The following is a 24,328-nucleotide window of genomic DNA, read 5'->3' on the forward strand; positions in this document are numbered from 1 at the left end:
TATGGAGATGTGGAAGCTGCTTATTGCGGATGATGAGCCGAAGATTCGCAGAGGATTAGCCAAGGTGCTTCCTTGGGAGGAGCTTGGCATAGAACTGGTAGGCGAAGCCGAGAACGGCTTGCAAGCGCTTGAGCTTGCGGAAGAGCGTAAGCCTGATATTTTGTTTGTTGATATTTGCATGCCATTTGTTGACGGGCTGGAGTTCATTGAGCGGCTGCGGCAAACGCTGGAACGCAGCATTGTCATAGTTATTTCAGGACATGATGAGTTTCGTTACGCACAGCAGGCCGTAAAGCTGCATGTATTTGAATATATGCTCAAGCCTGTAATGAAAAGCAAGCTGGAGACTGTTGTGCGCAAAGCAATAAGCGAGCTTGAGCAGAAACGAGACAAGGAGCAAAAGCTGGAATGGATGGATCAGCAGCTCAAAACCAATTCCGTCGCGATTCGGGATGCGTTTTTGTTGAAATGGCTGGAAGGTATTATTGCGCCTGAGGAAATTCATAATCAGACCGCCTTCTTAAGACTAGGCTGGGTAGATGTTGTCGGCATGATCGCCTTTAAAGTGATTCAAAACGTGGAATCCGGCAAGGCGATGCGCGTGTGGGACCGCGACCTTCTGGAGTTTGCTTTGAAAAACATTACAGAGGACCTGCTTGCTGGCAATGGAGCGGGCAATCATGTTGTGCTTAACGATAAGAAAGGTCAAATCATCGTCATGGGCTGTATAGAAAGCTATAACGAATGGCTCAAGTTAGGACAGAAAATTCAAGATAAAATGGAAGCGCTTCTTGAAAAAACGATTATTTTTGAGCAGCAGGCAGTGGAGAGTATCGAAGAGTTTCCGAAGCTGTACCGTACATTGTCAAGAGAGCTTGGCAGCAAAGGGAGCTTGTCTCCGATCGTTATTTTGACGAAAAAATTTATTGATCGTAATTTCTACATGCCTTCGCTGACGCTTGGCGATGTCGCTGAAGGTGTGCAGGTGAGTCCTACTTATTTAAGCAAGCAGCTGAAGCGGGAGCTTGGGCTTTCTTTTATCGATTATTTGACGGAGGTTCGAATTCGGAAAGCGATTCAATTGATGAGCGATCCCTTGTTCAAAGTGTATGAAATTGCGGAGAAGGTAGGGTACAGCAGCCAGCATTATTTCAGCAGCGCCTTTAAGAAGGTGACTGGAACCTCTCCTATGGTCTATAAGAAAGGGATACGTTCATGATTGGAAGAAAGGCAGCAGGTTTTCTTATCCTTTGCTTGATTTTTGTGGCTTTGGTAGTATGGACGCGGGCGTGCGTAATGAACGAGAAGGTTGTGAAAAATGACAGCGGATACAATTATTTGATCGGAGTGTCCCAACCCAATCTGAGCGAGCCTTGGCGCGTGGCCATGAATGAGGAAATTCAGCAGGAGGTCAGCAGGCACTCGGATATGCGGGTTATCTTCACCGATGCCGCGCAAAGCAGCGAGCAGCAGGCGAAGGATGTGAAGAAGCTGGTTGGATATGGCGTCGATCTGCTCATCATATCGCTTGATGATCCAGTAGCTCTCACGCAAACAGTAAGCTCCGTTTACGAGAATATTCCTGTTATCGTGCTCGGAAGAGGCGTGACAGGGTATGATTATACGCTTTATGTCGGTACGGACGATGAAATGATCGGCAGAAAAGCTGGCGAATTTGCAATGGAAACGCTGGGTGAGTCGGGCGGTAAAATTATTGAAATGCAAGGGCTGGCCGGTTCACCGACCGTTGAAGAACGCAGCAATGGATTTCGAGAAGCGATTCATAATTCCAAGCTTAGCATCGTGCAGACGATGAATGCGGATTGGCAGCGCGATCGAGCGGAGGATCTGCTAACGGATTGGTTAAAGGATCAACCCGAGGTTGACTTAATCTTTGCCCATAACGAAGCCATGGCGCTTGGCGCTTACCGAGCAGTACAGAAGCTTGATAGGAATGATATTAATATTATCGGTATCGATGGCGTCAATTCTGAAAACGGCAGCCTGCAGCTCGTCTCGGAGAACAAGCTGACAGGCACTTTTACAAGCCCCCCTGGCGGCAAGGAAGCGATTCGTTATGCAGTTGATATATTGAATAAAGAAAAGGGAATTCCCAAAAAGGTTATTTTGCGCAGTCAGAAAATAACGAATCAACTGGAGGGGAAGGGTGAGCCGCGTGTTACGCATTCACCAGCGCCAACGCTCCAAGAGGCACAATCTCCGATTGTATTAGGGTTTGCACAGGTGGGTACGGAAAGCGGCTGGCGAATCGCGAATACAAAGTCGGTCATTAATGCGGCAAAGGAAGCAGGTGTGGAGCTGCTTTATGAGAATGCGGAGCAGTCGCAAGATAAACAAATTGAACTGATTCGGCAGTTTATAAACAAAAAGGTGGATGTGATCGCCTTCTCACCGAAGACGGAGACCGGCTGGGAAGAAGTATTGAAGGAGGCGAAGGAGGCAGGAATTCCAGTCATACTGTCTGATCGTGAAGTGAACGTAAGCGATGATACGCTGTGGACAGCTTACATCGGTTCAGATTTTCGCGAGGAAGGCAGAAGGGCGGCAAGATGGTTGATTCAAGAGGGAGAGGAAGGACGAAGCTATCAATTCGTCGAGCTGCAAGGAACAGCGCACTCTGCGCCAGCTGTTGGGCGGATGCAAGGGTTCAAGGAGGTTATCCAAACCGATAAAAACTTCACCTTGCTTGAATCATTGCAAGGCGACTTTACGAAGAAGAAGGGCAAAGAGCTGATGGCGGCGGCGCTGAAACGGCATGGCTCTGCGATAAACGTCGTTTATTCTCATAATGATGATATGGCTTTAGGCGCTATTGAGGCCATTGAGGATTTTGGCTTGCGGCCGGGTAAGGACATTACGATCATCTCTGTTGATGCAACAAAGTCAGCTCTTAAAGCATTAAGTATCGGAAAGCTTAACTTTGCAGTTGAATGCAATGCGCTGCTTGGTCCTCAGCTCATGAAGGCGGTTAAGGATTTGTCAGAGGGCAAGGTGCTTCCGATGAAGATTATTACTGCTGAAGGCGTTTTTACGCAGGAATCTGCCAAAATGGCGCTAGCAAGCCGTGAATATTAATAGAAGGAGAGTGCTGTTAAAGTTGACAAGGTATGCCATCAAGAGCAGAATAAAAATATTACACTACGAAATGAGGCATAGCCCATGTCAAACCTTATTGATAGAGTGAAAAAGCTAGCAGCAGGCTTTGATGAAGAAACGTTGCGAGCGATTGAAATAAACCCTATGCTTGTCGAAGCGGGTGCTCTTCAAGCGGTAGCACCATATATAAAGGAAAAGCAGTATAGTCGGGTTGTTATTGCTGCGGATGCGATTACATACAGCATTGCTGGGAAACAACTTGAGGAAGCCATTGCAGCGCAAGGAATTTCTGTTCATGTGACGATTATAAAAGCGGACCGTCAAGGCGATGTCATTGCGGATGAAGCATCGATCGTGCAGCTCTTATTGGACATTCAACTGCGCAAAGCACAGGTAGTCATTGCAGCAGGCTCAGGAACGATACATGATATCTCTCGTTATGCCGCTTATACAGCTGGCATTCCCTTTGTATCCGTTCCGACTGCGCCATCTGTTGACGGCTTCAATTCCAAAGGAGCGCCGATTATTATTCGCGGCGAGAAGAAGACGATCGCAGCCATTGGCCCCGATGCGATATTTGCTGATTTGGAAATCCTCGCAGCGGCGCCAGCAGTCATGGTAGCTGCTGGTTTTGGCGATATGCTGGGAAAATATACATCGTTATTTGATTGGAGCTTTGGCGCAGCCGAAGGCGGTGAGCCCTATTCAGAAGAGGTTGCTGAAATTACGCGTATTGCACTTAACAAATGTGTAGAGAATGCTTCGTTAATTGCTACCCGTGACCAGCGAGGCATTCGCATACTTATTGAAGCGCTTATTGAGTCCGGCCTTGCCATGCTATTATTCGGTCAATCGCATTCGGCGTCCGGATCAGAGCATCATTTGTCGCATTTCTGGGAAATGGAATATATTCGCCTTGGCAAAAGGCAGCTGCTGCACGGTGCAAAGGTTGGCGTAGCCTGCGCGGAAATTTCCAAGCTATATCACCAGCTTGCTGCTGAAGAAGAAGGTCTAGCTTTTATAGCTAATCCTGAGAAGGTACGGGAGGCCATTGCCGCACTTCCGGATGATGCCCAAATTAGAGCGTGGCTAAAGCAGGTTGGCGGTCCGACAACGACGGAGGAGCTCGGGGTCGATACGGAGCTGCTCACGGCAAGTTTGCAGAAAGCCCATCTCGTTAGGCCAAACAGATATACGTTACTAAGCGTGTATAATTCCATTTAAGCAAAAAACGGCTCCATCCTTTGAAACAAGGATGGAGCCGTTATTATTTTGGAGTGATTTAATTTAGAAGTTGAAATTATCTGGATCTGGGCCAAAACGGTGATCTTGGTTAAGCGCGCTGATTTGAGCCATTTCCTCAGACGTTAGCGTGAAATCGAAAATATCTCCATTTTCTTTAATGCGTGCCGGAGTAATCGATTTTGGTATCGTAACGACCTCGTTTTGCAGATCCCAACGAAGCACCACTTGAGCAGGCGATTTGCCGTATTTGGCAGCAATATCAGCGAGCACGCTTTGATCCAGGTTTCCTTGCATAAGCGGGCTCCAAGCCATTAGCTGAATGCTGCGGCTCTTGGCAAAAGCGTGAAGCTCCGTTTGTGTAAGAAGCGGGTGGTATTCCACTTGATTGACCATAGGAACAAATTCACCTGCTGTAATGACATCCTGTAGATGATGGATTTGGAAGTTGCTCACGCCAATTGCACGTACATAACCGTCACGGTAAAGCTTTTCAAGCGCGCGCCAAGTTTCCAAGTACTTATCCTTTACAGGCCAGTGGATGAGCAATAGATCAACAACTTCAATGCCAAGTTTCCGTCTGCTGTCTTCAAAGGCAGTCAGCGTGGAATCGTAGCCTTGATGAGCATTCCAAATTTTTGTCGTTACAAAAATTTCGTCGCGCGCGATCCCGCTGTTGCGAATACCAGCGCCAACACCCTCTTCATTATTGTAAGCTGCTGCTGTATCGATGCTTCTATAACCAGCTTCAATCGCAGAGGCGACCGTTCTTTCCGCTTCGCCATCATCTTTCACTTTCCATACGCCAAGACCAAGCCAAGGCATTTTTACACCGTTACTTAATGTGGTATGTGCTGTTAGGGCATGAGTCATTTATCGTAACCTCCAGTTAAAGTGATAATTCCAAAATAGCTTTAACATCTTGTTTTTCCAAACGCTTGAATGAACCAATCGTGCCATAACGTACAGCTTCCTCAGCCATGCGATCCAGTTTGTCGCTTCCGATCTCGAAGTCGGCAAGACGTGACTCAGCACCAATTTTCGTGAAGAAATCACGAGTGGCTTGAATGCCTTCAAGAGCGATTTCGTTGTCTGATTTTCCTTCTGGATTCACATTCCATACACGAGTTGCATATTGAACAAAACGATCCACCCGCTCTTCATAAACGTACTTCATCCAGTTCGGGAAAATAACAGCCAAGCCTGCGCCGTGCGGAATATCGTAAATGGCGCTCACTTCATGCTCAATGCCGTGCGAAGCCCAGTCATTGCTCATGCCAACGCTGATAAGACCGCCATTCAAAGCCATCGTACCACACCACATAAGGTTCGCGCGAGCAGCCGCATCCTCAGGGTTTGCAAGAGCTAGCTCAACATTCTCAATTACCGTTTGCAAAATGGACTCGCAGAAGCGCTCCTGCAGCGGAGTATTTGGCGTTAAGCTGAAATATTGCTCGAACACATGTGACATGATGTCCACAGCGCCGTTAACGGTATGGTTGCGAGGAACCGTGTACGTAAGCGTAGGATCGAGAATCGAGAACGCCGGATACGTATGCGAGCTGCCAAAAGCACGCTTTAAGTTTTCTTCCCAGTTCGTAACGACCGAAGAGCCGTTCATTTCCGAACCTGTTGCAGCCAGTGTCAAAATCGTACCAAGCGGAAGCGCTTTTTGAATAACAGCTTTGCCTGTAAAGAAATCCCATACATCGCCTTCATAAGGAACACCTGCAGCGATAGCTTTGGCTGCATCAATAACGCTGCCTCCGCCAACGGCTAGAATGAAATCAACGCCTTCAGCGCGGCAAATGTCGATCCCTTTTTTGACGGTAGTTAAACGCGGGTTTGGTTCAATATTAGGAAGCTCGTGCACTTTGATGCCAGCTTCTTGAAGAAGGCTTACGGTTTGATCGTACAAGCCTGTTTTTTTGACGCTGCCTGATCCGTAAACGAGCAGGACCGTTTTGCCGTATTTGGAGGTTAATTGGCCTACTTGCTTGGCTGTACCTTCACCAAACACAATATGAGTTGGATTAACGAATTGAAATGAGTTCATCTTAATTCCTCCTAAAACTATTTAGATAACTAAAAAGGTAACTAAATATCTTTTGAGTTATGTATACGCCGTTTATTTTAGTGAATTCTACTCCATAAGTCAAGGTGGAGCAGGGAAGTGTTGAAAGGATAACTTTTTAGTTATATAATGATTTGAAATTAGCTAGAGACAGGGGAAGCAGCAATGGAAATTGAAGTGAGCAGCCGCAATATGAAGTTTCTTGAATGCTTCTCATCACACACACGGGTCAAAATGATTGAATTGCTAGGCGTGCAGCCTATGAATATAAAAAGCTTATCCGAGGCGCTAGATATAAAGTCTCCTATCGTTACAAGACATATTCATATGCTGGAGGAAGCCGGCATTGTTCGCAGCGAAAGCGTGGCGGGCAAGCGCGGCATGCAAAAGGTATGCCATCTCCAGCTGTCGCAGGCGATGTTGGTTTTTAAGAGTGAACCCGTCACGGACGAAACGAAGCGTTACTCGGTTTCACTTCCCGTGGGACATTATTCATCGTACCAAATTAAACCAACCTGTGGACTGGCATCCGATACTCAAATGATCGGGATGTGCGATGATCCACGTTATTTTGCCGATCCAGAGCATGTCCATGCCAAAGTCTTATGGTTTGGTTCAGGATTTGTGGAATACCGTATACCTAATTATATGGTGAATAACGAAATGCCAGAGTCGCTCGAAATTGCGATGGAGATCTGTTCGGACACGCCTTGCAGCGTCAACCACCTGCCATCGGATATTGCTTTTACGATTAACGGTGTCGGTGTTGGAACGTGGACGTATCCAGGCGATTTTGGAAGCTCACGAGGGTTGTATACTCCTGAGTGGTGGCATAAAAATATTCAGTATGGATTTATGAAAACGATCCGCGTCAATCAACAAGGATCTTACATTGACGGGATAAAAGTATCTGATGTTACGATTGGCGAGCTAATGCTCGCTTATGACAAAGAAATTTTATTCCGCATCTCATCCAGCACAACGACGAGAAATTGCGGCGGCGTTACGCTGTTTGGCAAAGGATTCGGGAATTATAACCAAGATATTGAAGTGACGCTGCGCTGCCAGTAAGGCATGCTGCGTAGTGTATATAATGAAGAGATGCCCCTTTAGGTTTTTTACAACCTTGAGGGGCATCTTTTTTTGTTTGTCTACTAAGTACATGCTTGCTGCCCGTAACTGTGGGAATAGCTTGTTTAGTCAAAAATATAAAAAGAAAACGACAAATATACATTTTTGTTTGTGTTTGAAATAATCGTATTCAAACATAAACAAATGTGATATGATCGATTCAAACAAATACAAAACATCATTCGGAGGTATATCCATGGTACAAAGTTTGTGGGAAAACGAAAAAGCATCGCAGTTGGAAGGCGGATTGGCTGAGCTCGTATATCGCTCCAACATCATTGGTGCAGATCGCAGAGTTTGCAATTACGGCGGCGGCAATACGTCTAGCAAAACAATCGTAAAAGATTTCCGCGGTCGCGACGTTGAAGTGATGTATGTGAAGGGCAGCGGTTCGGATCTTGCTTCTATGAAAGCAGGCAATTTTACTGGACTGCGGATGGATGATATCCGTCCATTATTTGAACGTGCTGAAATGCCGGACGAAGAGATGGTTGCTTACCTTGTCAACTGCATGATCGATTCGAAGCACCCGCGTGCGTCGATTGAAACGCTATTGCATGCTTTTCTTCCATTCAAACATGTGGATCATACACATCCCGATTCTATTATTAGCTTGTGCTGTGCGGATAACGGAAAAGCGCTTGCGAAGGAAATTTTCGGCGACCGTTTTGTCTGGGTTCCTTATGTTCGTCCAGGCTTCAACCTCTCCAAAATGATTGCCGAAGGTGTTCTTGCCAATCCAAATGCCGAGCTGGTGCTGATGGAAAAGCACGGCCTTGTTACTTGGGGCGAGACTAGCGAGGAGTGTTACGCGCAAACGATCAAAATCATTTCCGAGGCAGAGGCATTCATTGAATCTCGTTTTGACGAGGCTTCATTGTTTGGCGGCGTGAAATACGAGGTGCTCGAAGCTGATGTTCGCAAAAGCGTAGCTGCACAGGTTATGCCAACCATTCGCGGCGCAGTGAGCGATGCGAAGAAGATGATTTTGACATTTGACGATGAGGCGGATGTGCTTGCATTCGTAAGCGGGAATAATTCTCCGACATTATCGCAGGTCGGCGCTGCATGCCCGGATCATTTGGTGCATACGAAGGTTGTTCCATTGTTTATTGACTGGACGCCAAATGCAGAGGATATCGATGGTTTGAAGGCGAAACTATCAGAAGGAATCGCTGCATACAAAGAGCAATATAAAGCTTATTTTGAACGCAACAAAAATGAAGGCGACGTCATGTTTGAAGCAGCGCCTCGCGTAATTCTAATTCCGGGTATCGGTATGATCAACACCGGCAAGAGCTGGGCGATGGCACAAGTGAGCGGAGCGCTATACCACCGTGCGATTGCCGTGATGCGCGGCGCAACAGCATTAGGTGATTTCGTATCGCTTAGCGAGAACGAGTCGTACAACGTGGAATATTGGCCATTAGAGCTTTACAAATTGTCGCTTGCTCCGGCTGAAACGGAATTTTCGCGCAAGGTTGCTTTCATTACAGGCGGCGCTGGCGGTATCGGAAGTGAAACAGCTCGCCGTTTAGTATCAGAGGGTGCGCATGTCGTGCTTGCAGATCTTAATCTTGAAGGCGCGCAAAAGGTTGCCTCTGAAATTAATGAGAAATTTGGCGAATGCCGAGCAACAGCAGTGAAAATGGACGTAACGAGCGAAGAGCAGGTCAAAGCTGCTTATGCAGAGACAGCACTTGCTTACGGCGGCGTGGACATTATCGTGAACAACGCTGGACTTGCGACTTCAAGCCCATTCGACGAGACATCGCTTAAGGAATGGAATTTGAATATGAATGTGCTCGGAACAGGTTATTTCCTGGTCGCTCGCGAAGCGTTTAAATTAATGAAGCAGCAGAGCATTGGCGGCAACATGGTGTTCATCGGTTCGAAAAACTCTGTGTACGCGGGTAAAAATGCATCTGCTTATAGCTCGGCAAAAGCGCTTGAAGCTCATTTGGCACGCTGTATCGCAGCTGAGGGCGGCGAATTCGGCATTCGTGTAAATACGATTTTGCCGGATGCGATTTTGCAGGGGTCGGCAATTTGGAACGGCAGCTGGCGCAATGAACGTGCAGCGGCTTATGGCATTGAGCCGGATCAGCTGGAAGAATACTACCGCAAGCGTACGACGCTGCTCGTCAACATTTATCCGCGCGACATCGCAGAGGGCATTGCATTTTTTGCCTCCTCCAAAGCAGATAAAACGACAGGCTGTATGTTAACTATTGACGGCGGCGTACCTGCTGCATTCACCCGTTAGGAGGTTAGGCGATATGATCCAAGGGAGAGGCGAGAAATCTTGGTATATACCGGATGGTTATATACCGCCAGACAGCACGGGAACGCTTACCAGCCATGAATCGATATGCGTGCTGAATTGCTCCACCGAAGAGGCCATTATTCATATTACGATTTATTTTGAGGATCGCGAGCCGATGGAAGATATTCAAGTTGTTGTTCCCGGCAGACGAACAAACCATATACGCACCAGCTCATTAATGAAGGAAGGGGCGTCGATTCCAATCGGCGTTCCTTACGCCATTGAGGTGCAGAGCAATATTCCAATCATTGTACAATACAGCAGATTAGATTCGACGCAGGCAGAGAATACGTTGATGTCTACGATGGCTTTTCCAATCAAATAGGTTGAAAATATAAATGAGAGGGTGTTCCATAATGACTGATCGCGCTTATACGTTTTTTGAGGAGCAGCAGAAAGAAAGAGGCATTAACATTGAAGAGGTAAAAGCAAAATTGAAAGCGCTCAAAATCGAAACACCTTCATGGGGCTATGGTGATTCCGGTACTCGTTTTAAGGTATTTCAGAAGGAAGGCGTGCCTCGCAATCCGTTTGAGAAATTTGAGGATGCTGCACAGGTGCATCGTTTGACAGGAATCGCTCCGTCTATCGCTATCCATATTCCTTGGGATAAGGTAGAGGATTACGGCAAGCTTAGAAGTCATGCGGAAGATCTTGGACTCTCGATTGGAGCGGTAAATCCGAATCTATTCCAAGATGAAGACTATATGCTTGGAAGCGTAACGAATTCCGATGCTGCAGTGCGCCGGAAAGCGACTGATCACTTGCTTGAATGCGTGGATATTGCCAAGGAAACGGGCTCGCGTGAATTTAGCTTATGGTTCGCCGACGGTACAAACTATCCAGGTCAAGGACATATCCGCAAGCGTAAAGCTTGGATGCAGGAAGCTTTGGCCGAAATGTATAGTGCAATGACTCCGGACATGCGTATGCTCATTGAATACAAATGTTTCGAGCCGGCGTTCTACCATACGGATCTTGCCGACTGGGGCATGGCTTACAACTTGGCGCAAAAGCTAGGGCCGCAAGCGGAAGTGCTTGTTGATACTGGCCACCATCTGCCAGGCGCAAACATCGAGCATATCGTTGCTTATTTGCTGGACGAGAAACGTTTGGGAGGTTTCCACTTCAACAGCCGCAAATATGCGGATGATGATCTCATTGTAGGTTCTGTGAATCCTTATGAGCTGTTCTTGATTTTCTATCAAATCTTGAGTGCTGCAGGCGATGCGGATGCTGCTGTTCGCGGCAATGCAGAGAGCATTACTTATATGATTGACCAGTCGCATAATATCGAGCAAAAAATCCCTGCCATGCTCCGCTCCGTCCTGAATGTGCAAACCCAGCTGGCAAAGGCGCTGCTCATTAACCATGATGAAGTAAATGATGCTGCTGAACGCAATGATGTTCTTGGCGCTGAGGATGCTGTGCGCCGCGCATTCGAATTCGATGTTACACCGCTTTTGCACACGATTCGCGAAGAGCAGGGCTTGCCGCATGATCCAATGAAAGCATACCTAAGCAGCAGCTATGGCAAAGACATATTGGCGAGAGGCAAGGGCGGTGCCAGCTGGTGACCATCCTTGCTTACGATCTCGGAGCAAGCAGCGGAAGAGCGCTGCTTGGCAGGCTGAATAATGGCAAGATCGAGGTAGAGGAGCTGCACCGGTTCTCCAATGATCCGGTGCAGGTCGGCGATCGACTGCACTGGGATATTTTGCGACTGCTTCATGAGTTAAAGCAAGCGCTGCTGCTAGTTAAGCATCGCGATATTACGCTGGACAGCCTTGCGATTGATTCTTGGGCCGTTGATTTTGGCTTGATTGGAAGTAATGGGGAGCTGCTTGGCAATCCTTATCATTATCGCGATCATCATACTGATGGCGTAATGGAGCAGGTAGTAAAGGAATTGACGGCAACGGGGATATTTGCGAAGACGGGTATTCAGTTTCTGCCGTTTAATACGATTTACCAGCTGGCTGCTTTGAAGAAGGCAGATTCACCGCTGCTGCGGGATGCCAAACATTTTCTAATGATTCCGGATTTGCTCCGTTATTTTTTGACGGGTGAGAAATATAATGAATTTTCCAACGCAACGACAACTCAGCTGTATAACCCTGTTGCAGGCAGCTGGGACGAGGAACTGATTCGCTCGATTGGCATTTCGCCGGAACTGTTTGGTGAGGTTGTACAGCCAGGGGCGAAGGTTGGCAGCTTGCGAGCTTCCCTTTGCGAGGAGCTTGGCATAGAGTCCGTTCCTGTTTATGCAGCAGCGGAGCATGATACGGGCTCAGCGGTTGTCGCAGTACCTGCACTTGAAAAGTCATTTGCTTACTTAAGCTGCGGCACTTGGTCGCTTATGGGTACAGAAGTCGACGAGCCAGTCATTAATGAATTGTCGCAGAAGCTGAACTTTACGAACGAAGGCGGCGTTTATGGCACGTATCGTTTGCTGAAGAACATTATGGGGCTGTGGATTTTGCAGGAATGCAGACGTTCATGGGAGCGGGCAGGAATTTCTTATACGTTCCCCGAATTAGTAAAGCTTGCCGAAGAAGCTAAACCATTCGCTGCGTTTATTGATCCGGATGATCCGTTGTTTTTGCACCCGGGTGATATGCCTGCTAGAATAACGGAGTATTGTTTGCGCACAAGGCAGACGGCACCTGCTGATACAGGGGCGATTGTTCGGTGTATTTTGGAGAGCTTAGTCTTGAAGTACCGAAATGTGCTAGAGTTAACAGAGCAATTGTCTGGTCAAGCGTTCAGCGGTTTGCATATGGTTGGCGGCGGCATTCAAAATACGCTGCTTTGCCAATGGACTGCAAATGCGATTGGCAAGCCGGTGTGGGCAGGACCCGTGGAAGGAAGCGCAATAGGCAACATGATTGTGCAGTGGATTGCCAATGGTCAGCTTGCTGACATTTGGGAAGCGCGCAAAGTGATAAGCGAGTCATTCCCAGTTGATGTGTATGAGCCAGAGCAGCATGAGGCTTGGGAGAGCGCATATCGTGCTTTTAAAGAAACAACAGGAATCGCTTAAGCAGCGAATACAAATATAAGTAAGAAAGAGGTACGTTATGCTGGTCCATGAACGATACGATAAAATTGTACAGCTGGTAAATGAGAGAGGCAGCATCCGGGTTACGGAGCTGAGCGAGCTATGTCAGGTGACCGAGGAAACGATTCGGCGTGACCTTGACCGCTTGGAGCAAGCCGGACGTTTGCGCCGCTCCCATGGCGGTGCGGTTAGCGTAAAGGATCAGCAGCCGGAAATTCCGTATTTCGAGCGGGAGATTACGCATGCGGAGGAGAAAAAACGAATTGCTGTGGAAGCGATTAAGTTGATTCAGCCGAATGAGCGTATTTTGCTTGATGCGAGCTCGACGGCTTGGTATATGGCGGCAAGCATGCCGGATATTCCTCTAACGGTGCTAACCAACTCCATCAAAGTTGCGATGGAGCTGAGCAGCAAAGAGAAGATTGAAGTGATCTCGACGGGCGGCATTTTGGCTTCGCGTTCATTGTCCTATGTTGGTCCGTTAGCCGAGCGTTCTCTTGATGCATATCATGTGGATAAAGCATTTCTCTCCTGCAAAGGTGTTCATTTGGAGCGCGGCGTAAGCGAGTCGAATGAGCTGCAAGCACGCATCAAGCACAAAATGGTAGGTATGGCGGATCAAGTCATTCTGGTCGCCGACTCCAGCAAGTTCGGCGTTCAAGCATTTACTCATGTGGTTGATTTAGATGATGTAGATGCAATCATTACGGATGAGCGGCTGCCAGCAGCGATCTTATCGCAGCTTAAGGAAAAACAAATTTCCGTTACAACGGTGTAGAGCATAGATGGCGCTGGCTTCAGTAGAAGTGCAGCGCCATTATTGTTGTATAGTATAGGGTTACTGGCGAAAGTGAGCTGTAAGAGTTTATATGTTCTTACAGCGGTAAAAGTCACGTTCATGAGTGTCAGTAAGCACCAATAGGTGCTTATTGAGCAATTTAACTGGCAGGTTACGTACGAAAGAATGCTGTAAGAGCATATGTGTTCTTACAGCGGTAAAAGTCACGTTCATGAGTGTCAGTAAGCACCAATAGGTGCTTATTGAGCAACTTAACAGGCTGGTTACCTACGAAAGTGAGCTTTAAGCGCATATGTGTTCTTACAGCGGTAAAAGTGGGGTTTCTGAGTGCTTGTAAGCACATATAGGTGCTTATTGAGCAATTTAACAGGCTGGTTACCTACGAAAGTGAGCTTTAAGCGCATATGTGTTCTTACAGCGGTAAAAGAGGCGTTTCTGAGTGCTTGTAAGCACCTATATGTGCTTATTGAGCAACTTAACAGGCTGGTTACCTACGAAAGAGAGCTGTAAGCGCATATGAGTTCTTACGGCGGTAAAAGATGCGTTTCTGAGTGCTTGTAAGCACAAATAGGTGCTTATTGAGCAACTTAACAGGCTGGTTACCTACGAAAGAGAGCTTTAAGCGCATATGTGTTCTTACAGCGGGAAATGTGGTGTTTCAGAGTGCTTGTAAGCACCAATAGGTGCTTATTGAGCAGCTTAACAGGCTGGTTACCTACGAAAGAATGCTGTAAGCGCATATGTGTTCTTACAGCGGTAAAAGAGGCGTTTCTTAGTGTTAGTAAGCACATATAGGTGCTTATTGTGCAACTTAACTGGCTGGTTACCTACGAAAGAATGCTGTAAGCGCATATGTGTTCTTACAGCGTTAAAAGTGGCGTTTCTGAGTGCTTGTAAGCACAAATAGGTGCTTATTGAGCAACTTAACAGGCTGGTTACCTACGAAAGAGAGCTGTAAGCGCATATGTGTTCTTACAGCGTTGAAAGTCACGTTCATGAGTGTCTGTAAGCACATATAGGTGCTTATTGAGCAACTTAACAGGCTGGTTACCTACGAAAGAGAGCTGTAAGCGCATATGTGTTCTTACGGCCGTAAAAGTTACATTGTTGAGAGCCTGTAAGCACCTATATGTGCTTACAGAATACAGCGGCAGTTTGGTTATCAGCGATAGAGAGCTGGAAAGCGCATATGTGTTCTTATATCTAAAACATTTATCACACAAAAAAATTTTACCAAACTTGTCTGACAACCTGATATTATAGAAGTATAAGTTACGAAAGGGGTGCGGGTATGAAGGTCTCATTATTTATTACTTGCTTAAGCGATGCGTTATATCCAAGAGTCGGCGAAGCGATGGTGCGCTTGCTGGCAAAGTACGGTGTTTCATTGGAGTTTCCGACGGTACAAACCTGCTGTGGACAGCCGGCCTACAACAGCGGCTATTGGAAGGAAGCGAGGGAGTCTGCCAAAACGATATTGGATGCGTTTGAAGACAGCGACTTCGTTATTTCACCATCAGGCTCCTGCACGGGAATGATTCACCATTATCCGAAGCTGTTCGAGGATGATCCGGTCATGCTGAAACGGGCCAACAAGCTTCAGAGCAAGTCTTATGAATTCACGCAGTTTATGGTGCAGGTGCTTGGCGTTACCGATGTTGGCGCTGCATTTCCTCATAAAGTGACCTATCATCCTTCCTGCCACAGCAGTCGAATACTTGGCGTAAAGGATGAGCCGCTTGCGCTTATTCAGAATGTGAAGGGACTTGAGCTTGTACCGCTCCCATTTGCTGAGGATTGCTGCGGTTTTGGCGGAACATTCGCTGTCAAGATGGCTGATATTTCTGGAGCAATGGTGACGGAGAAGGTCGATCATGTGCTGGAGACGGAAGCGGAAGTGTTGGTCGGGCTAGATATGGCTTGTTTACTCAACATTGCTGGAAACCTGCGTTATCGCAACGAACCCGTCCGTGTTATGCACTTGGCTGAGCTGCTATATGAAGGGGTGAAATAAGATGGCTGTCGTGAAAAAGGAAGCTACAGTAAAAGCAAGAGCGGATCTTGCCCTCAACGACGAATTTTTGCGCAAAGCGGTGCGATTCACTACAGAACGGCTGCGCAATGGGAAGAAAAAAGCGACTGACGAGCACGGGAATTGGGAAGAATGGCGGGAGCGGGGCAGACAAATTCGTCTCCATACGATCGCGCATTTGGATTATTATTTGAATCTGTTTGTGAACAATGCCCGCGCAAACGGCGTTCATATTCATTTTGCGAGTACGGCTGAGGAAGCGGTCAAGCTGACGCTAGACATAGCAGAACATGCGAATGCGAAGTCGGTCGTCAAATCCAAGTCAATGGTTTCAGAGGAGCTGCATCTTAATCATGCGCTTGAATCCATTGGCGTTGAAGCGGTAGAAACCGACTTAGGCGAATATATTATTCAGCTTGCAGGTGAAATGCCATCCCACATCGTCATCCCAGCCATTCACAAAAACCGTTATCAAATCGCTGAATTGCTCTCCAAAGAGGCGGGCTATACGCTGCCGCCGGATACGACGGCGCTTGCAGGCTTCGTTCGCAAAAAGCTGCGCGAGAAGTTTTTGGAGGCTGAGATCGGCATGACCGGCTGCAACTTTGCGATTGCGGAGACGGGATCGATGGTGCTTTTTGAAAATGAAGGCAATGCTCGAATGGTGAGTACCGTCCCTAAAACGCAAATTACGTTGATGGGTATGGAGCGAATCATTCCATCGTGGTCTGATCTTGAGGTGATGGCTACATTGCTGCCGCGCTCGGCAACAGGACAAAAGCTGACGATGTATATGAATGGCATTACAGGCCCGCGCCGCTCCGAGGATGCAGACGGCCCGGACGAAATGCACATCATTATAATTGATAATGGCCGTTCTTTGCAGCTTGGCGATCCGGAGTTCCAAGAGCTGCTCAATTGTATTCGCTGCGGTGCATGTCTGAATGCTTGTCCGGTATATCGCCACATTGGCGGTCATGCTTATGGCAGCACGTATAGCGGACCAATTGGAGCCGTGCTTACGCCGTCCTTGAACAAAAACATCGCCGAATGGGATGATGTCGCCAATGCTTCCAGCTTATGCGGCGCTTGCTATGAGGCATGTCCGGTCAAAATCCCCCTTCATGATATGCTTGTTTATTTACGCAGACGCAAGGTGGAAAGTGGAAATGGCAGCAAAATGGAGTCCATCGGTATGCAAGGCTTCGCCACCGTTATGGGCAATTCCTCGCGACTTGGCGGGGTACTGCGACTCGGTAAGCTCGGTCAGAAGCTCGTCGTACGAAGCGGCGTCATTAAGACGAAGCTTGGGCCGCTAAAGGGCTGGAACACCTATCGTGTGACACCTAGCCTGCCGAAGGAATCGTTCCGTGATCGCTGGGATACGCTTGATCAGGAGCTGAAGCAGGGTCTAAAACAGATGGAGCCGTCGATGCAAAATCGGATGGAAGAGCTTGTACGTAATCGTGAGCATGAGGAGAAGCAAGGTAAAGGAGGACATGGTCATGGCTGAGACACATAAACAATGGCTGGAAAAGCTTGAAGCAGATTCACGGGCGAAACAGGAGCTTTTTATGAATGATATTGCGGCTAAGCTGAGACATCCGCGAATGACACATAAGCCACAGCATCCATTTCGCGGAGCTCCCGATTTCTGGAACTCATTCGAATGGCCGGAAGAAGAGCGAATCAAACAGTTTACAGACAATTTTCTTTCAGTAGGCGGTCATGTAGCCCATCTTCCATCGATGGATGATGTGAAATCCTTTATCGTTTCCAAAGCGGAGGAAATGAGTGCTAAATATATTATTCGTCAAAACCAGCCAGAGCTGGATGAGCTCGAGCTTGAAGGCGCTTTGAAGGATTCGCACGTATCGGTGTGGAATACGGATGCTGAGCAGCATTGGCGCGCTCGTGCAGCTGAAGCAGATTTTGGCATCGTGATCGCGGATCATGCCGTTGCCTATACGGGTTCGGTTACTGTATTATCAGCTCCGAATAAAGGGCGGTCCGTCAGTTTGCTGCCAACCGTACTTATTATTATTATCCCGATCGAACGTTTAAAAACGAGGCTTGGCGAAGTGCTCGTGACGTTTGATGAAGCGGGACGCGAGCAGCTGCCAGCAGGTATTCATTTTATTACTGGCCCAAGCCGCTCATCCGATATTGAGAATGATTTGACTATCGGCGTTCACGGACCAGGCATCGTGTATGCGCTGTTAGTCGGGTAGCTGTAAAGTAAGGTAGGAGAAGCGGCTTGGCGTTGTTAGAAGGCAGTGCATGCCGTTTAAGGTTGGAGGTGAGAGGTTATTCCGTCATTAGAAGTAGAGAAGCTGTCAAAACGCAATCATTACGAGGAAATTACCGAGCAAGTGAAGCGTCTTATTATAGATGGCAAATTAAAAGTGGGAGATAAGCTTCCCTCTACGAAACAAATGTCCGAGCAATTTGGGGTAGGGCGCTCGACTACCCGCGAAGCGCTGAGCGCACTTAAAGCGATGGGCTTGATTGAAATTCGGCAAGGAGGCGGCTGTCGCGTCATTCGCAGCGTACCGATTGATATGGAGCTGCCGGAGCTAGCGTCTCTTCGTATGAACCGAAAGACAGTGCTGGAATTACTGGAAGCTCGCGAATCTCTAGAGGTATCCAATGCAGCAATCGCGGCTGTAAAGCATACGGATGAGGATCTTAAACAGCTGAGCCAAATTATCGATGAGATGGAGCGTGCCGCTGGTGATGAGTCCGAAGGTGAGAGACTGGATCTACGATTTCATCTCACGCTTGCCAATGCGACCCATAACACGATCATGGTACGTTTGTTCGAATCGATTATGAATCATATCGAAACAGCTATCCATGATATTAGACGGGTGGAGCTTTATTCGAGCGCGGCGGTAGCGGAACGACTTCATAGGGAGCATTCTACAATAGTTGAAGCGATTGCGAAGAAGGACCCTGAGCTTGCAGCTGAGCGAATGAAGCAGCATTTGAAGCATGTTGAGAGCATCGTGCTGAAGCATTTGGGAGAGGGCTAGTTGATGGAGAATCCTTGAATAGCATGCGATAAGATGTTTTTCAATAGTACTGTCGGCCAGTCAACATTTAAAAAGCCCGATTACCGAACAAACCATCATTATGGCTGTCGGAATCGGGCTTTTTTTGTTATTCTGCTATTTTATTGTAGCCAAGTATTTATTAATGAATGCTTTGGCTTTGTCTGGATTTTTGCTATCGACTCTGATGCCGATAATCATGTTTTCTTTGTACAGCGGAAGCTGGTTGACCAGTGCACTCTTGCTGAGGTCAATTCCGTATACATGCTCTTGGGTATCCTCGTCGGTCTTAAGCTTCTTCGAAAGGCTGTCAGTCATGTGCGGCTTGAACACTCCGTTAACATCTTCGTCTAGCTTCATAAGCATTCCCTGAACGCCGATCCAATCGAAAATGCTCTCATCCATAATATATACATCCGGATGCTCAGTAGCTAGTACGAGCACTGCTTTCTGCATATAGGCAAATTGCGATTGCTGGTCTTTAGGGACAAACGTAAGCGTAGAAACAAATCTTTTCCATTCGGGAAACGCTGTCAAAAGAGCGGTTTCAATCGGCTCTTTCTTAGGTGCATCATCCTTCAGCATGTAATTGCCCATAAATGAAACGTTCAAATCGACGGGCGGCAAATTAGCGAGCCGCTCTTGTTCTTCACGATAGTTCATGAAGCTGATTACACCATAAATAATAAGTGCTACTGCAGCAATGGCTCCGAGCGTGTGAAACTTGTAATAGCGCCAGAAATGATCCATTTTCTGAGCTTGTCCAGCCATCTTCTTGTATTTACCGTACTCTTGCTCGTTGAAGGCATCGGTTAGCTTGCGATCCTCGTACTCTAGAATCAGTCGATATGCTTTCGTAATCGTTGCAAAAGATTCATCCGCATCCCCCGCGTTATCCTTCTGCAGCTGTGCTCTGGAGCGTGATTGACGCATAAGTGTCGTATAACGCTTCTCCACTTCCTCTTTGGCCGCAAGTTCTGGCAGCCCCATCGTTTCATAGGCTTGTTTTAACTCGTCCACTTGTGTCACCTCAATTAGTAAATAGCTCCTATATGATTCCTATCTATTAGTATACGGAATTCCGCGGGTAACGCAAATTTTGACGAATTTATTCGTATGGAATTTTTCTCGTATGCATAACTAGTAGAGAGCCATCGAGTGAAAAAGATAATGCACTGCGCTCTTTCATAAGGCAATCAAACGCAGGTGGACTGAATTTTGAACAAAAACCCCTTCTATTTAACTTCCTATCTTGTCGTATTTTGATATTCTAGAATGACATAAATAAACCGTTAGGATGGTGCCTTCATGACTGTTTCGCTTAAGTTTGATTTTGGGATCGGCAGCGCTCCCGCTTCACCATATATACAAGTACTGCCGAATACGATCTATAACAAAGATGCAGGCTACGGTTTTGAGTCAACCCTGCGTATAAGCTCACGGAATAGAGAGGAGGCGGATCGTCTTCGCGGAGCTTTCTGTATTCCACTTGAAGCCGCGTTTGTTGTTGATCTGCCAAATGGCTGCTACACGATAACAGCTACGATAGGCGATGCCATTGCTCCAACCTCTACTACTTTAAAATATGGCATAGGGCGCATAGTGCTGCACAAGGCCGTCACATCAGCAGGACAATATGCGGTGCACAGCTTCACCGTCAAAGTAACAGATGGACGGCTGCGGCTTGCCTTCTCAGGAGTAGCGCCGCGAATAAATGCACTTCAGATTGACGAGGCGAAGCAAGCGACGACGATTTATTTGGCGGGAGACTCAACCGTAACCGATCAAGATACGTTCCCATATGCCGGATGGGGGCAGATGCTTCCGCTTTATTTTAAGACGGATGTAGCAATTGATAATCATGCCATGTCGGGAAGAAGCTCACGAAGCTTTATTAACGAAGGACGATTGGCAGCAATCATAGAGCAAATAAAGCCGGGCGACTATTTATGGATTCAATTCGGACATAATGACGAGAAGCCGGATGAAGAGCGGGCAACTGAACCGTTTGGCAGCTTTAAGGAGATGCTGGCTGTTTATGTAGAGGAATCAAGGGCACGCGGTGCAAAACCTGTATTAATTACACCGATGCATCGCCGCAAATTCGACGAGCAAGGCAGGATTATCGATACTCATGGTGATTATTTGCTCGGAATGAAGCAGCTTGCGGCAGAGCTGGATGTTCCGCTGATCGATTTGGCTGCAAAGAGTAAGGATTTGTATGAGCGTTTGGGAGACGAGCCCTCTAAGGCGCTGTTCATGTGGGCTTACCCGGGGGAATTTATTCATTTTCCTGATGGCGCTCAGGACGACACACATTTTCAAGAGCTGGGCGGCATTCAAATTGCTGGATTAGTAGCAGAAGGCGTGCGAGAGCTCGCTTTATCGCCGCTGCTTTTATATTTAAAGGGGCGTTAGAAGCGGCAGCGGTGGTGAAGCTAAATAGCTGAATTGACATACGAAGAGGCTGCTCCACATGTAGATAAATCTACTTGAGGAGCAGCCTCTGAGGCTTCTTTTATGCTGAAAAACGAAGGATGATGGCTGGAATTTCACGTAAATCATGACATATCGCATCTGGATATTTAATCGAGTGGTCATTGCTCTTCAAAATCGTTCGCATCCCTAATTCGTTCGCCGGAATAATGTCAGCCTTGAGATTATCGCCAACAAAAACGGACTGCGCAGACGAAGAGCTTAAATTAGAGAGCGACAATTGAAAAATAGCATGATCAGGCTTTCGCAAATTGACCGCACCTGAAATCACAATATCATCAAACAGCTCCATAATACCGAGAGCAGTTATTTTATTTCTCTGATAAAATTCCCTGCCATTCGTAATCATGCCTAATTTATATCCTCGCTGCTTTAAGGAGAGAAGCATTTCATTCATGCCGGGAAACCCGACGCTGTACTGATGAAAGTGATTGTTTAAATCATCGAGCAGCGGCGTAAATAGAGCATCTTCAATCTTGAAAAATCCGATTAACTCGTTATAAACATCTTCTTTGGGTATGAGCCTATTATTTAATTCAGTAAACTTCGCTATAAAATCATCTCTGTTTGCAATGAGGGCATGGAGTGCAAAACGTTCATACTGATACTTTGCAAAGTTGATCAACGATTGGTTTTTATCAAGCAAGGTCTGGTCTAGGTCAAAGATAATCGTATCAATGGTGCTCAATGGATCACCTCCGTCTGTTCTTGCGAAACAACATCGTATTTACTAGGTGGGGTTTAATAGATCGCTATGCCTTCCATTTCATAAGGGTAATCCATTTGTATTTTAATACTTTTCACCTCATGCTCTTGTAAGAAAAAACCGATGATGTAAAGACCCAAATCAATCGAGGTGGCAACTCCTCCAGCTGTAATGACATTGCCGTCCCGTACAATTCGTGAGCGAATAACCTCTTTGCAGTAGGGCTCTAATAAATCATAGGCGAACGGATGGGTGGTCGCGTTTTTATTGGTCAGATAACCAGCAGCACCAAGCAGCAGCGATCCTGTGCAAACCGATACGATATACGCTGCCTGCTGAGCCTCCTTTAACCAAGCGGTGAACGATTCATCAAACCTTAACGCTCTTGTTCCAAGTCCACCGGGAATAAAAATAAGGTCATATTGCGTGAGATCCGGCTTGACTTGATTGACTTTAATCGTCATGCCGAGCTCATCCGTAACCTCTTCCTGCAGCCCACAAATATCCCAAGAGAACTCTTTTGTTGATTCGTAGTACTTCAAACGAGTGATGACATCATAGAAGCCGACAAAATCCAAAAAAGTAACGCCATCAAATAAAATAAAAGCTATTTTCATCGATGCAACACCTCTTTTCTTTATTGCAATAATATTACAAATATGGACTTCGGTATAGATTAAAGTGTCAAAAAAGCGGATCGAAGGCTCGATTCTGTTTCTCTTATCGACTACAATAGCAAAGACGATATTGTAGTATAAGTGAGGGAAATCGATGTTTGATCCAACTGTTTATGAAAATTTGAAAGTAGTCTTTGAGAATCAGCTCTATGATTTGGATACGCTCGACCGGAAAATTGATATTATTAACCGGGTAGATCGTCTAGAGTTGGCGGTTATGTCGCGAGAATTTATGCTGGAGTTTAAGCTTGCTGAATATGCAGGGGTGTCTGCGGAAATTCAGCTGACTGCTTCGCTTAAGGATTTGGCGGCGGAAATATTAGAGCTGACGGGCGAGACCCCTGCATGCTCGCTTCGAATTCGTTTCTTCATGGAAGTGACGGATGTCACAACGCAGTGCAGCCAAATTAAGCAAGTCATGCAGCGTATTTGGGAGCCGGATATAGAACCGACACAAACGATAAGCTACCTTTTTGGCACGGAGCTGCCTACCTTTTCGAATGTAATCGAGCTTGGCTTTAGTCGCAAAATAGGCGAAGAGCAAATGGAGGATATTCCGGAGCTGATTGATCATGTCCTTAAGACATTGATGAAGCTGAAAGAGATTGCTGGATAGATGTTTTTTTATATTCTAGCCCTCTAAGTTCCTAATATTTACAGTGAAATACTGTCTGTTTCTTTAAGCATGAAGCTATGCTATAGTACTTGTGAATGAACAACTGAAGAAGAAACTCCGAAGCTGTTGTCTACGGACAATTCTAGCTCTCGGGAGAGGTTCGCGAACTCCCTCTATAAAAAACTATGCGAAACGATTGTCCCATTAGGTGACATCGTCGTTTTCGCGTTCGGCGCGAAGCGGTTTTTTTTAACGCTTCGCGCCGTTTCTTTGGTTTTTTATGTACATACGAAGGAATTCAAGCGATCTCAGGTCTTCTCACATCAGAGAGGGAGATGCAGCATGAAATCAGAAAAAGCGATCGTTGTGTTTAGCGGCGGTCAGGACAGCACGACCTGTTTATTTTGGGCAATGGAACGATTCGCGGAGGTAGAGGCCGTTACATTCAACTATGGACAGCGCCATAAGCTTGAGCTGGATTGCGCGGCGGCTATCGCCAAGGAACTTCAGATTAAGCATCATATTCTTGATATGTCCCTTCTTAATCAATTAGCACCCAACGCACTCACAAGAGACGATATCGCGATTGAGCAAAAAGAAGGAGAGCTGCCTACAACTTTTGTTGATGGCCGCAATCTCTTATTTCTTACGTTCGCAGCAGTGCTTGCAAAGCAGCTTGGTGCGAAACATATCATAACAGGCGTATGCGAAACGGACTTTAGCGGATATCCGGACTGCCGGGATATATTCGTAAAGTCGTTGAATGTGACATTGAACTTGTCAATGGACTATCCGTTTGTGATCGATACGCCGCTTATGTGGCTGAACAAAGCCGAGACATGGAAGCTTGCGGATGAGCTGGGCGCCTTCGATTTTGTCCGTGAACGCACATTGACCTGTTATAACGGGATTATTGCGGATGGTTGCGGCGATTGTCCCGCTTGCCAGCTTCGAAAGAATGGGTTGGACGAATATTTAGTCCAGCGCATGTAGGGTGA

At 46.8% G+C, this 24,328-nt stretch carries 21 protein-coding genes and 1 riboswitch; of the genes, 16 read left to right on the forward strand and 5 right to left on the reverse strand.

What is annotated here, in order from left to right:
• Positions 1-7: 7 nt before the first annotated feature.
• The 3 genes from AC1DOV_RS11645 to AC1DOV_RS11655 all read left to right on the forward strand — a co-directional run bounded on the left by AC1DOV_RS11645 (position 8) and on the right by AC1DOV_RS11655 (position 4,341).
• Positions 8-1,219, forward strand: coding sequence for a response regulator (locus tag AC1DOV_RS11645; protein ID WP_477550006.1), 1,212 nt, complete (start codon positions 8-10; stop codon positions 1,217-1,219).
• A complete protein-coding gene (locus AC1DOV_RS11650; RefSeq protein ID WP_477550007.1) occupies positions 1,216-3,096 on the forward strand; it encodes a substrate-binding domain-containing protein in 1,881 nt (626 codons plus the stop codon). Before AC1DOV_RS11645 ends, AC1DOV_RS11650 begins: the two co-directional genes overlap by 4 nt.
• Positions 3,097-3,180: 84 nt before the next feature.
• On the forward strand, positions 3,181-4,341 hold the full coding sequence (locus AC1DOV_RS11655; protein ID WP_477550008.1) for a sn-glycerol-1-phosphate dehydrogenase: 1,161 nt from the start codon (positions 3,181-3,183) through the stop codon (positions 4,339-4,341).
• 63 nt (positions 4,342-4,404) lie between these two features.
• Here AC1DOV_RS11655 and AC1DOV_RS11660 read toward each other — a convergent pair whose 3' ends face one another.
• Positions 4,405-5,232, reverse strand: coding sequence for an aldo/keto reductase (locus AC1DOV_RS11660; protein WP_441881476.1), 828 nt, complete (start codon positions 5,230-5,232; stop codon positions 4,405-4,407).
• A 16-nt stretch (positions 5,233-5,248) separates the two neighbouring features.
• Positions 5,249-6,415 carry an iron-containing alcohol dehydrogenase gene (locus AC1DOV_RS11665; RefSeq protein ID WP_477550009.1) on the reverse strand — a complete coding sequence of 389 codons (1,167 nt, stop codon included), beginning with the start codon at positions 6,413-6,415 and terminating at the stop codon, positions 5,249-5,251.
• A gap of 183 nt (positions 6,416-6,598) precedes the next feature.
• Here AC1DOV_RS11665 and AC1DOV_RS11670 point away from each other — a divergent pair, with 183 nt between their 5' ends.
• The 10 genes from AC1DOV_RS11670 to AC1DOV_RS11715 all read left to right on the forward strand — a co-directional run bounded on the left by AC1DOV_RS11670 (position 6,599) and on the right by AC1DOV_RS11715 (position 18,817).
• On the forward strand, positions 6,599-7,504 hold the full coding sequence (locus tag AC1DOV_RS11670; protein WP_477550010.1) for an ArsR/SmtB family transcription factor: 906 nt from the start codon (positions 6,599-6,601) through the stop codon (positions 7,502-7,504).
• A gap of 256 nt (positions 7,505-7,760) precedes the next feature.
• Positions 7,761-9,830 (forward strand): bifunctional aldolase/short-chain dehydrogenase, encoded by a 2,070-nt coding sequence (locus tag AC1DOV_RS11675; RefSeq protein WP_339203653.1) that lies wholly within the window; start codon positions 7,761-7,763, stop codon positions 9,828-9,830.
• 13 nt (positions 9,831-9,843) lie between these two features.
• On the forward strand, positions 9,844-10,215 hold the full coding sequence (locus AC1DOV_RS11680; RefSeq protein WP_076266750.1) for a sensory rhodopsin transducer: 372 nt from the start codon (positions 9,844-9,846) through the stop codon (positions 10,213-10,215).
• 31 nt (positions 10,216-10,246) lie between these two features.
• Positions 10,247-11,467 carry an L-rhamnose isomerase gene (gene rhaI / locus AC1DOV_RS11685; protein WP_441881464.1) on the forward strand — a complete coding sequence of 407 codons (1,221 nt, stop codon included), beginning with the start codon at positions 10,247-10,249 and terminating at the stop codon, positions 11,465-11,467.
• Positions 11,464-12,933, forward strand: a complete 1,470-nt coding sequence (locus AC1DOV_RS11690; protein WP_477550011.1) for a rhamnulokinase — start codon at positions 11,464-11,466, stop codon at positions 12,931-12,933. Before rhaI ends, AC1DOV_RS11690 begins: the two co-directional genes overlap by 4 nt.
• 37 nt (positions 12,934-12,970) lie before the next feature.
• The gene (locus AC1DOV_RS11695; RefSeq protein WP_477550012.1) at positions 12,971-13,729 is read left to right on the forward strand and encodes a DeoR/GlpR family DNA-binding transcription regulator; all 759 of its coding nucleotides are present in this window, start codon (positions 12,971-12,973) and stop codon (positions 13,727-13,729) included.
• Positions 13,730-15,041: 1,312 nt separating this feature from the next.
• On the forward strand, positions 15,042-15,764 hold the full coding sequence (locus AC1DOV_RS11700; RefSeq protein ID WP_477550013.1) for a (Fe-S)-binding protein: 723 nt from the start codon (positions 15,042-15,044) through the stop codon (positions 15,762-15,764).
• A 1-nt stretch (position 15,765) separates the two neighbouring features.
• Positions 15,766-17,295, forward strand: a complete 1,530-nt coding sequence (locus tag AC1DOV_RS11705; protein WP_441880962.1) for a LutB/LldF family L-lactate oxidation iron-sulfur protein — start codon at positions 15,766-15,768, stop codon at positions 17,293-17,295.
• Entirely contained in the window at positions 17,288-18,013 is a 726-nt protein-coding gene (locus AC1DOV_RS11710) for a LutC/YkgG family protein (RefSeq protein WP_477550014.1), read from the forward strand. The genes AC1DOV_RS11705 and AC1DOV_RS11710 overlap by 8 nt, the downstream gene beginning before the upstream one ends.
• 129 nt (positions 18,014-18,142) lie before the next feature.
• A complete protein-coding gene (locus AC1DOV_RS11715) occupies positions 18,143-18,817 on the forward strand; it encodes a FadR/GntR family transcriptional regulator (protein WP_477550052.1) in 675 nt (224 codons plus the stop codon).
• A gap of 135 nt (positions 18,818-18,952) precedes the next feature.
• Here AC1DOV_RS11715 and AC1DOV_RS11720 read toward each other — a convergent pair whose 3' ends face one another.
• Positions 18,953-19,855, reverse strand: a complete 903-nt coding sequence (locus tag AC1DOV_RS11720) for a J domain-containing protein (RefSeq protein WP_477550015.1) — start codon at positions 19,853-19,855, stop codon at positions 18,953-18,955.
• Between the two features lie 288 nt (positions 19,856-20,143).
• Between AC1DOV_RS11720 and AC1DOV_RS11725 the strand changes: the two genes are divergently transcribed.
• Positions 20,144-21,253, forward strand: coding sequence for a rhamnogalacturonan acetylesterase (locus tag AC1DOV_RS11725; protein ID WP_477550016.1), 1,110 nt, complete (start codon positions 20,144-20,146; stop codon positions 21,251-21,253).
• A gap of 100 nt (positions 21,254-21,353) precedes the next feature.
• On the opposite strand, the gene AC1DOV_RS11730 is transcribed toward AC1DOV_RS11725, so the two are convergent.
• Positions 21,354-22,019, reverse strand: coding sequence for an HAD family hydrolase (locus tag AC1DOV_RS11730; protein ID WP_477550017.1), 666 nt, complete (start codon positions 22,017-22,019; stop codon positions 21,354-21,356).
• 53 nt (positions 22,020-22,072) lie between these two features.
• The gene (locus tag AC1DOV_RS11735; protein WP_477550018.1) at positions 22,073-22,654 is read right to left on the reverse strand and encodes a DJ-1/PfpI family protein; all 582 of its coding nucleotides are present in this window, start codon (positions 22,652-22,654) and stop codon (positions 22,073-22,075) included.
• 154 nt (positions 22,655-22,808) lie between these two features.
• Between AC1DOV_RS11735 and AC1DOV_RS11740 the strand changes: the two genes are divergently transcribed.
• Both AC1DOV_RS11740 and queC read left to right on the forward strand, forming a co-directional pair.
• Positions 22,809-23,330, forward strand: coding sequence for a hypothetical protein (locus AC1DOV_RS11740; protein ID WP_477550019.1), 522 nt, complete (start codon positions 22,809-22,811; stop codon positions 23,328-23,330).
• A gap of 149 nt (positions 23,331-23,479) precedes the next feature.
• Positions 23,480-23,523: riboswitch (PreQ1 riboswitch) on the forward strand.
• Between the two features lie 149 nt (positions 23,524-23,672).
• A complete protein-coding gene (gene queC, locus AC1DOV_RS11745; RefSeq protein ID WP_477550020.1) occupies positions 23,673-24,323 on the forward strand; it encodes a 7-cyano-7-deazaguanine synthase QueC in 651 nt (216 codons plus the stop codon).
• The last annotated feature ends 5 nt before the right edge of the window (positions 24,324-24,328 follow it).

The organism is Paenibacillus sp. 01T47, from assembly GCF_056398245.1.

Excerpts from the sequence above, each read along its gene's own strand:
- AC1DOV_RS11645 (WP_477550006.1), top strand. The coding sequence starts at position 8 with ATGTGGAAGCTGCTTATTGCGGATGATGAGCCGAAGATTCGCAGAGGA.
- AC1DOV_RS11650 (WP_477550007.1), top strand. The coding sequence starts at position 1,216 with ATGATTGGAAGAAAGGCAGCAGGTTTTCTTATCCTTTGCTTGATTTTT.
- AC1DOV_RS11655 (WP_477550008.1), top strand. The coding sequence starts at position 3,181 with ATGTCAAACCTTATTGATAGAGTGAAAAAGCTAGCAGCAGGCTTTGAT.
- AC1DOV_RS11660 (WP_441881476.1), bottom strand. The coding sequence starts at position 5,232 with ATGACTCATGCCCTAACAGCACATACCACATTAAGTAACGGTGTAAAA.
- AC1DOV_RS11665 (WP_477550009.1), bottom strand. The coding sequence starts at position 6,415 with ATGAACTCATTTCAATTCGTTAATCCAACTCATATTGTGTTTGGTGAA.
- AC1DOV_RS11670 (WP_477550010.1), top strand. The coding sequence starts at position 6,599 with ATGGAAATTGAAGTGAGCAGCCGCAATATGAAGTTTCTTGAATGCTTC.
- AC1DOV_RS11675 (WP_339203653.1), top strand. The coding sequence starts at position 7,761 with ATGGTACAAAGTTTGTGGGAAAACGAAAAAGCATCGCAGTTGGAAGGC.
- AC1DOV_RS11680 (WP_076266750.1), top strand. The coding sequence starts at position 9,844 with ATGATCCAAGGGAGAGGCGAGAAATCTTGGTATATACCGGATGGTTAT.
- rhaI (WP_441881464.1), top strand. The coding sequence starts at position 10,247 with ATGACTGATCGCGCTTATACGTTTTTTGAGGAGCAGCAGAAAGAAAGA.
- AC1DOV_RS11695 (WP_477550012.1), top strand. The coding sequence starts at position 12,971 with ATGCTGGTCCATGAACGATACGATAAAATTGTACAGCTGGTAAATGAG.
- AC1DOV_RS11700 (WP_477550013.1), top strand. The coding sequence starts at position 15,042 with ATGAAGGTCTCATTATTTATTACTTGCTTAAGCGATGCGTTATATCCA.
- AC1DOV_RS11705 (WP_441880962.1), top strand. The coding sequence starts at position 15,766 with ATGGCTGTCGTGAAAAAGGAAGCTACAGTAAAAGCAAGAGCGGATCTT.
- AC1DOV_RS11710 (WP_477550014.1), top strand. The coding sequence starts at position 17,288 with ATGGCTGAGACACATAAACAATGGCTGGAAAAGCTTGAAGCAGATTCA.
- AC1DOV_RS11725 (WP_477550016.1), top strand. The coding sequence starts at position 20,144 with ATGACTGTTTCGCTTAAGTTTGATTTTGGGATCGGCAGCGCTCCCGCT.
- AC1DOV_RS11735 (WP_477550018.1), bottom strand. The coding sequence starts at position 22,654 with ATGAAAATAGCTTTTATTTTATTTGATGGCGTTACTTTTTTGGATTTT.
- AC1DOV_RS11740 (WP_477550019.1), top strand. The coding sequence starts at position 22,809 with ATGTTTGATCCAACTGTTTATGAAAATTTGAAAGTAGTCTTTGAGAAT.
- queC (WP_477550020.1), top strand. The coding sequence starts at position 23,673 with ATGAAATCAGAAAAAGCGATCGTTGTGTTTAGCGGCGGTCAGGACAGC.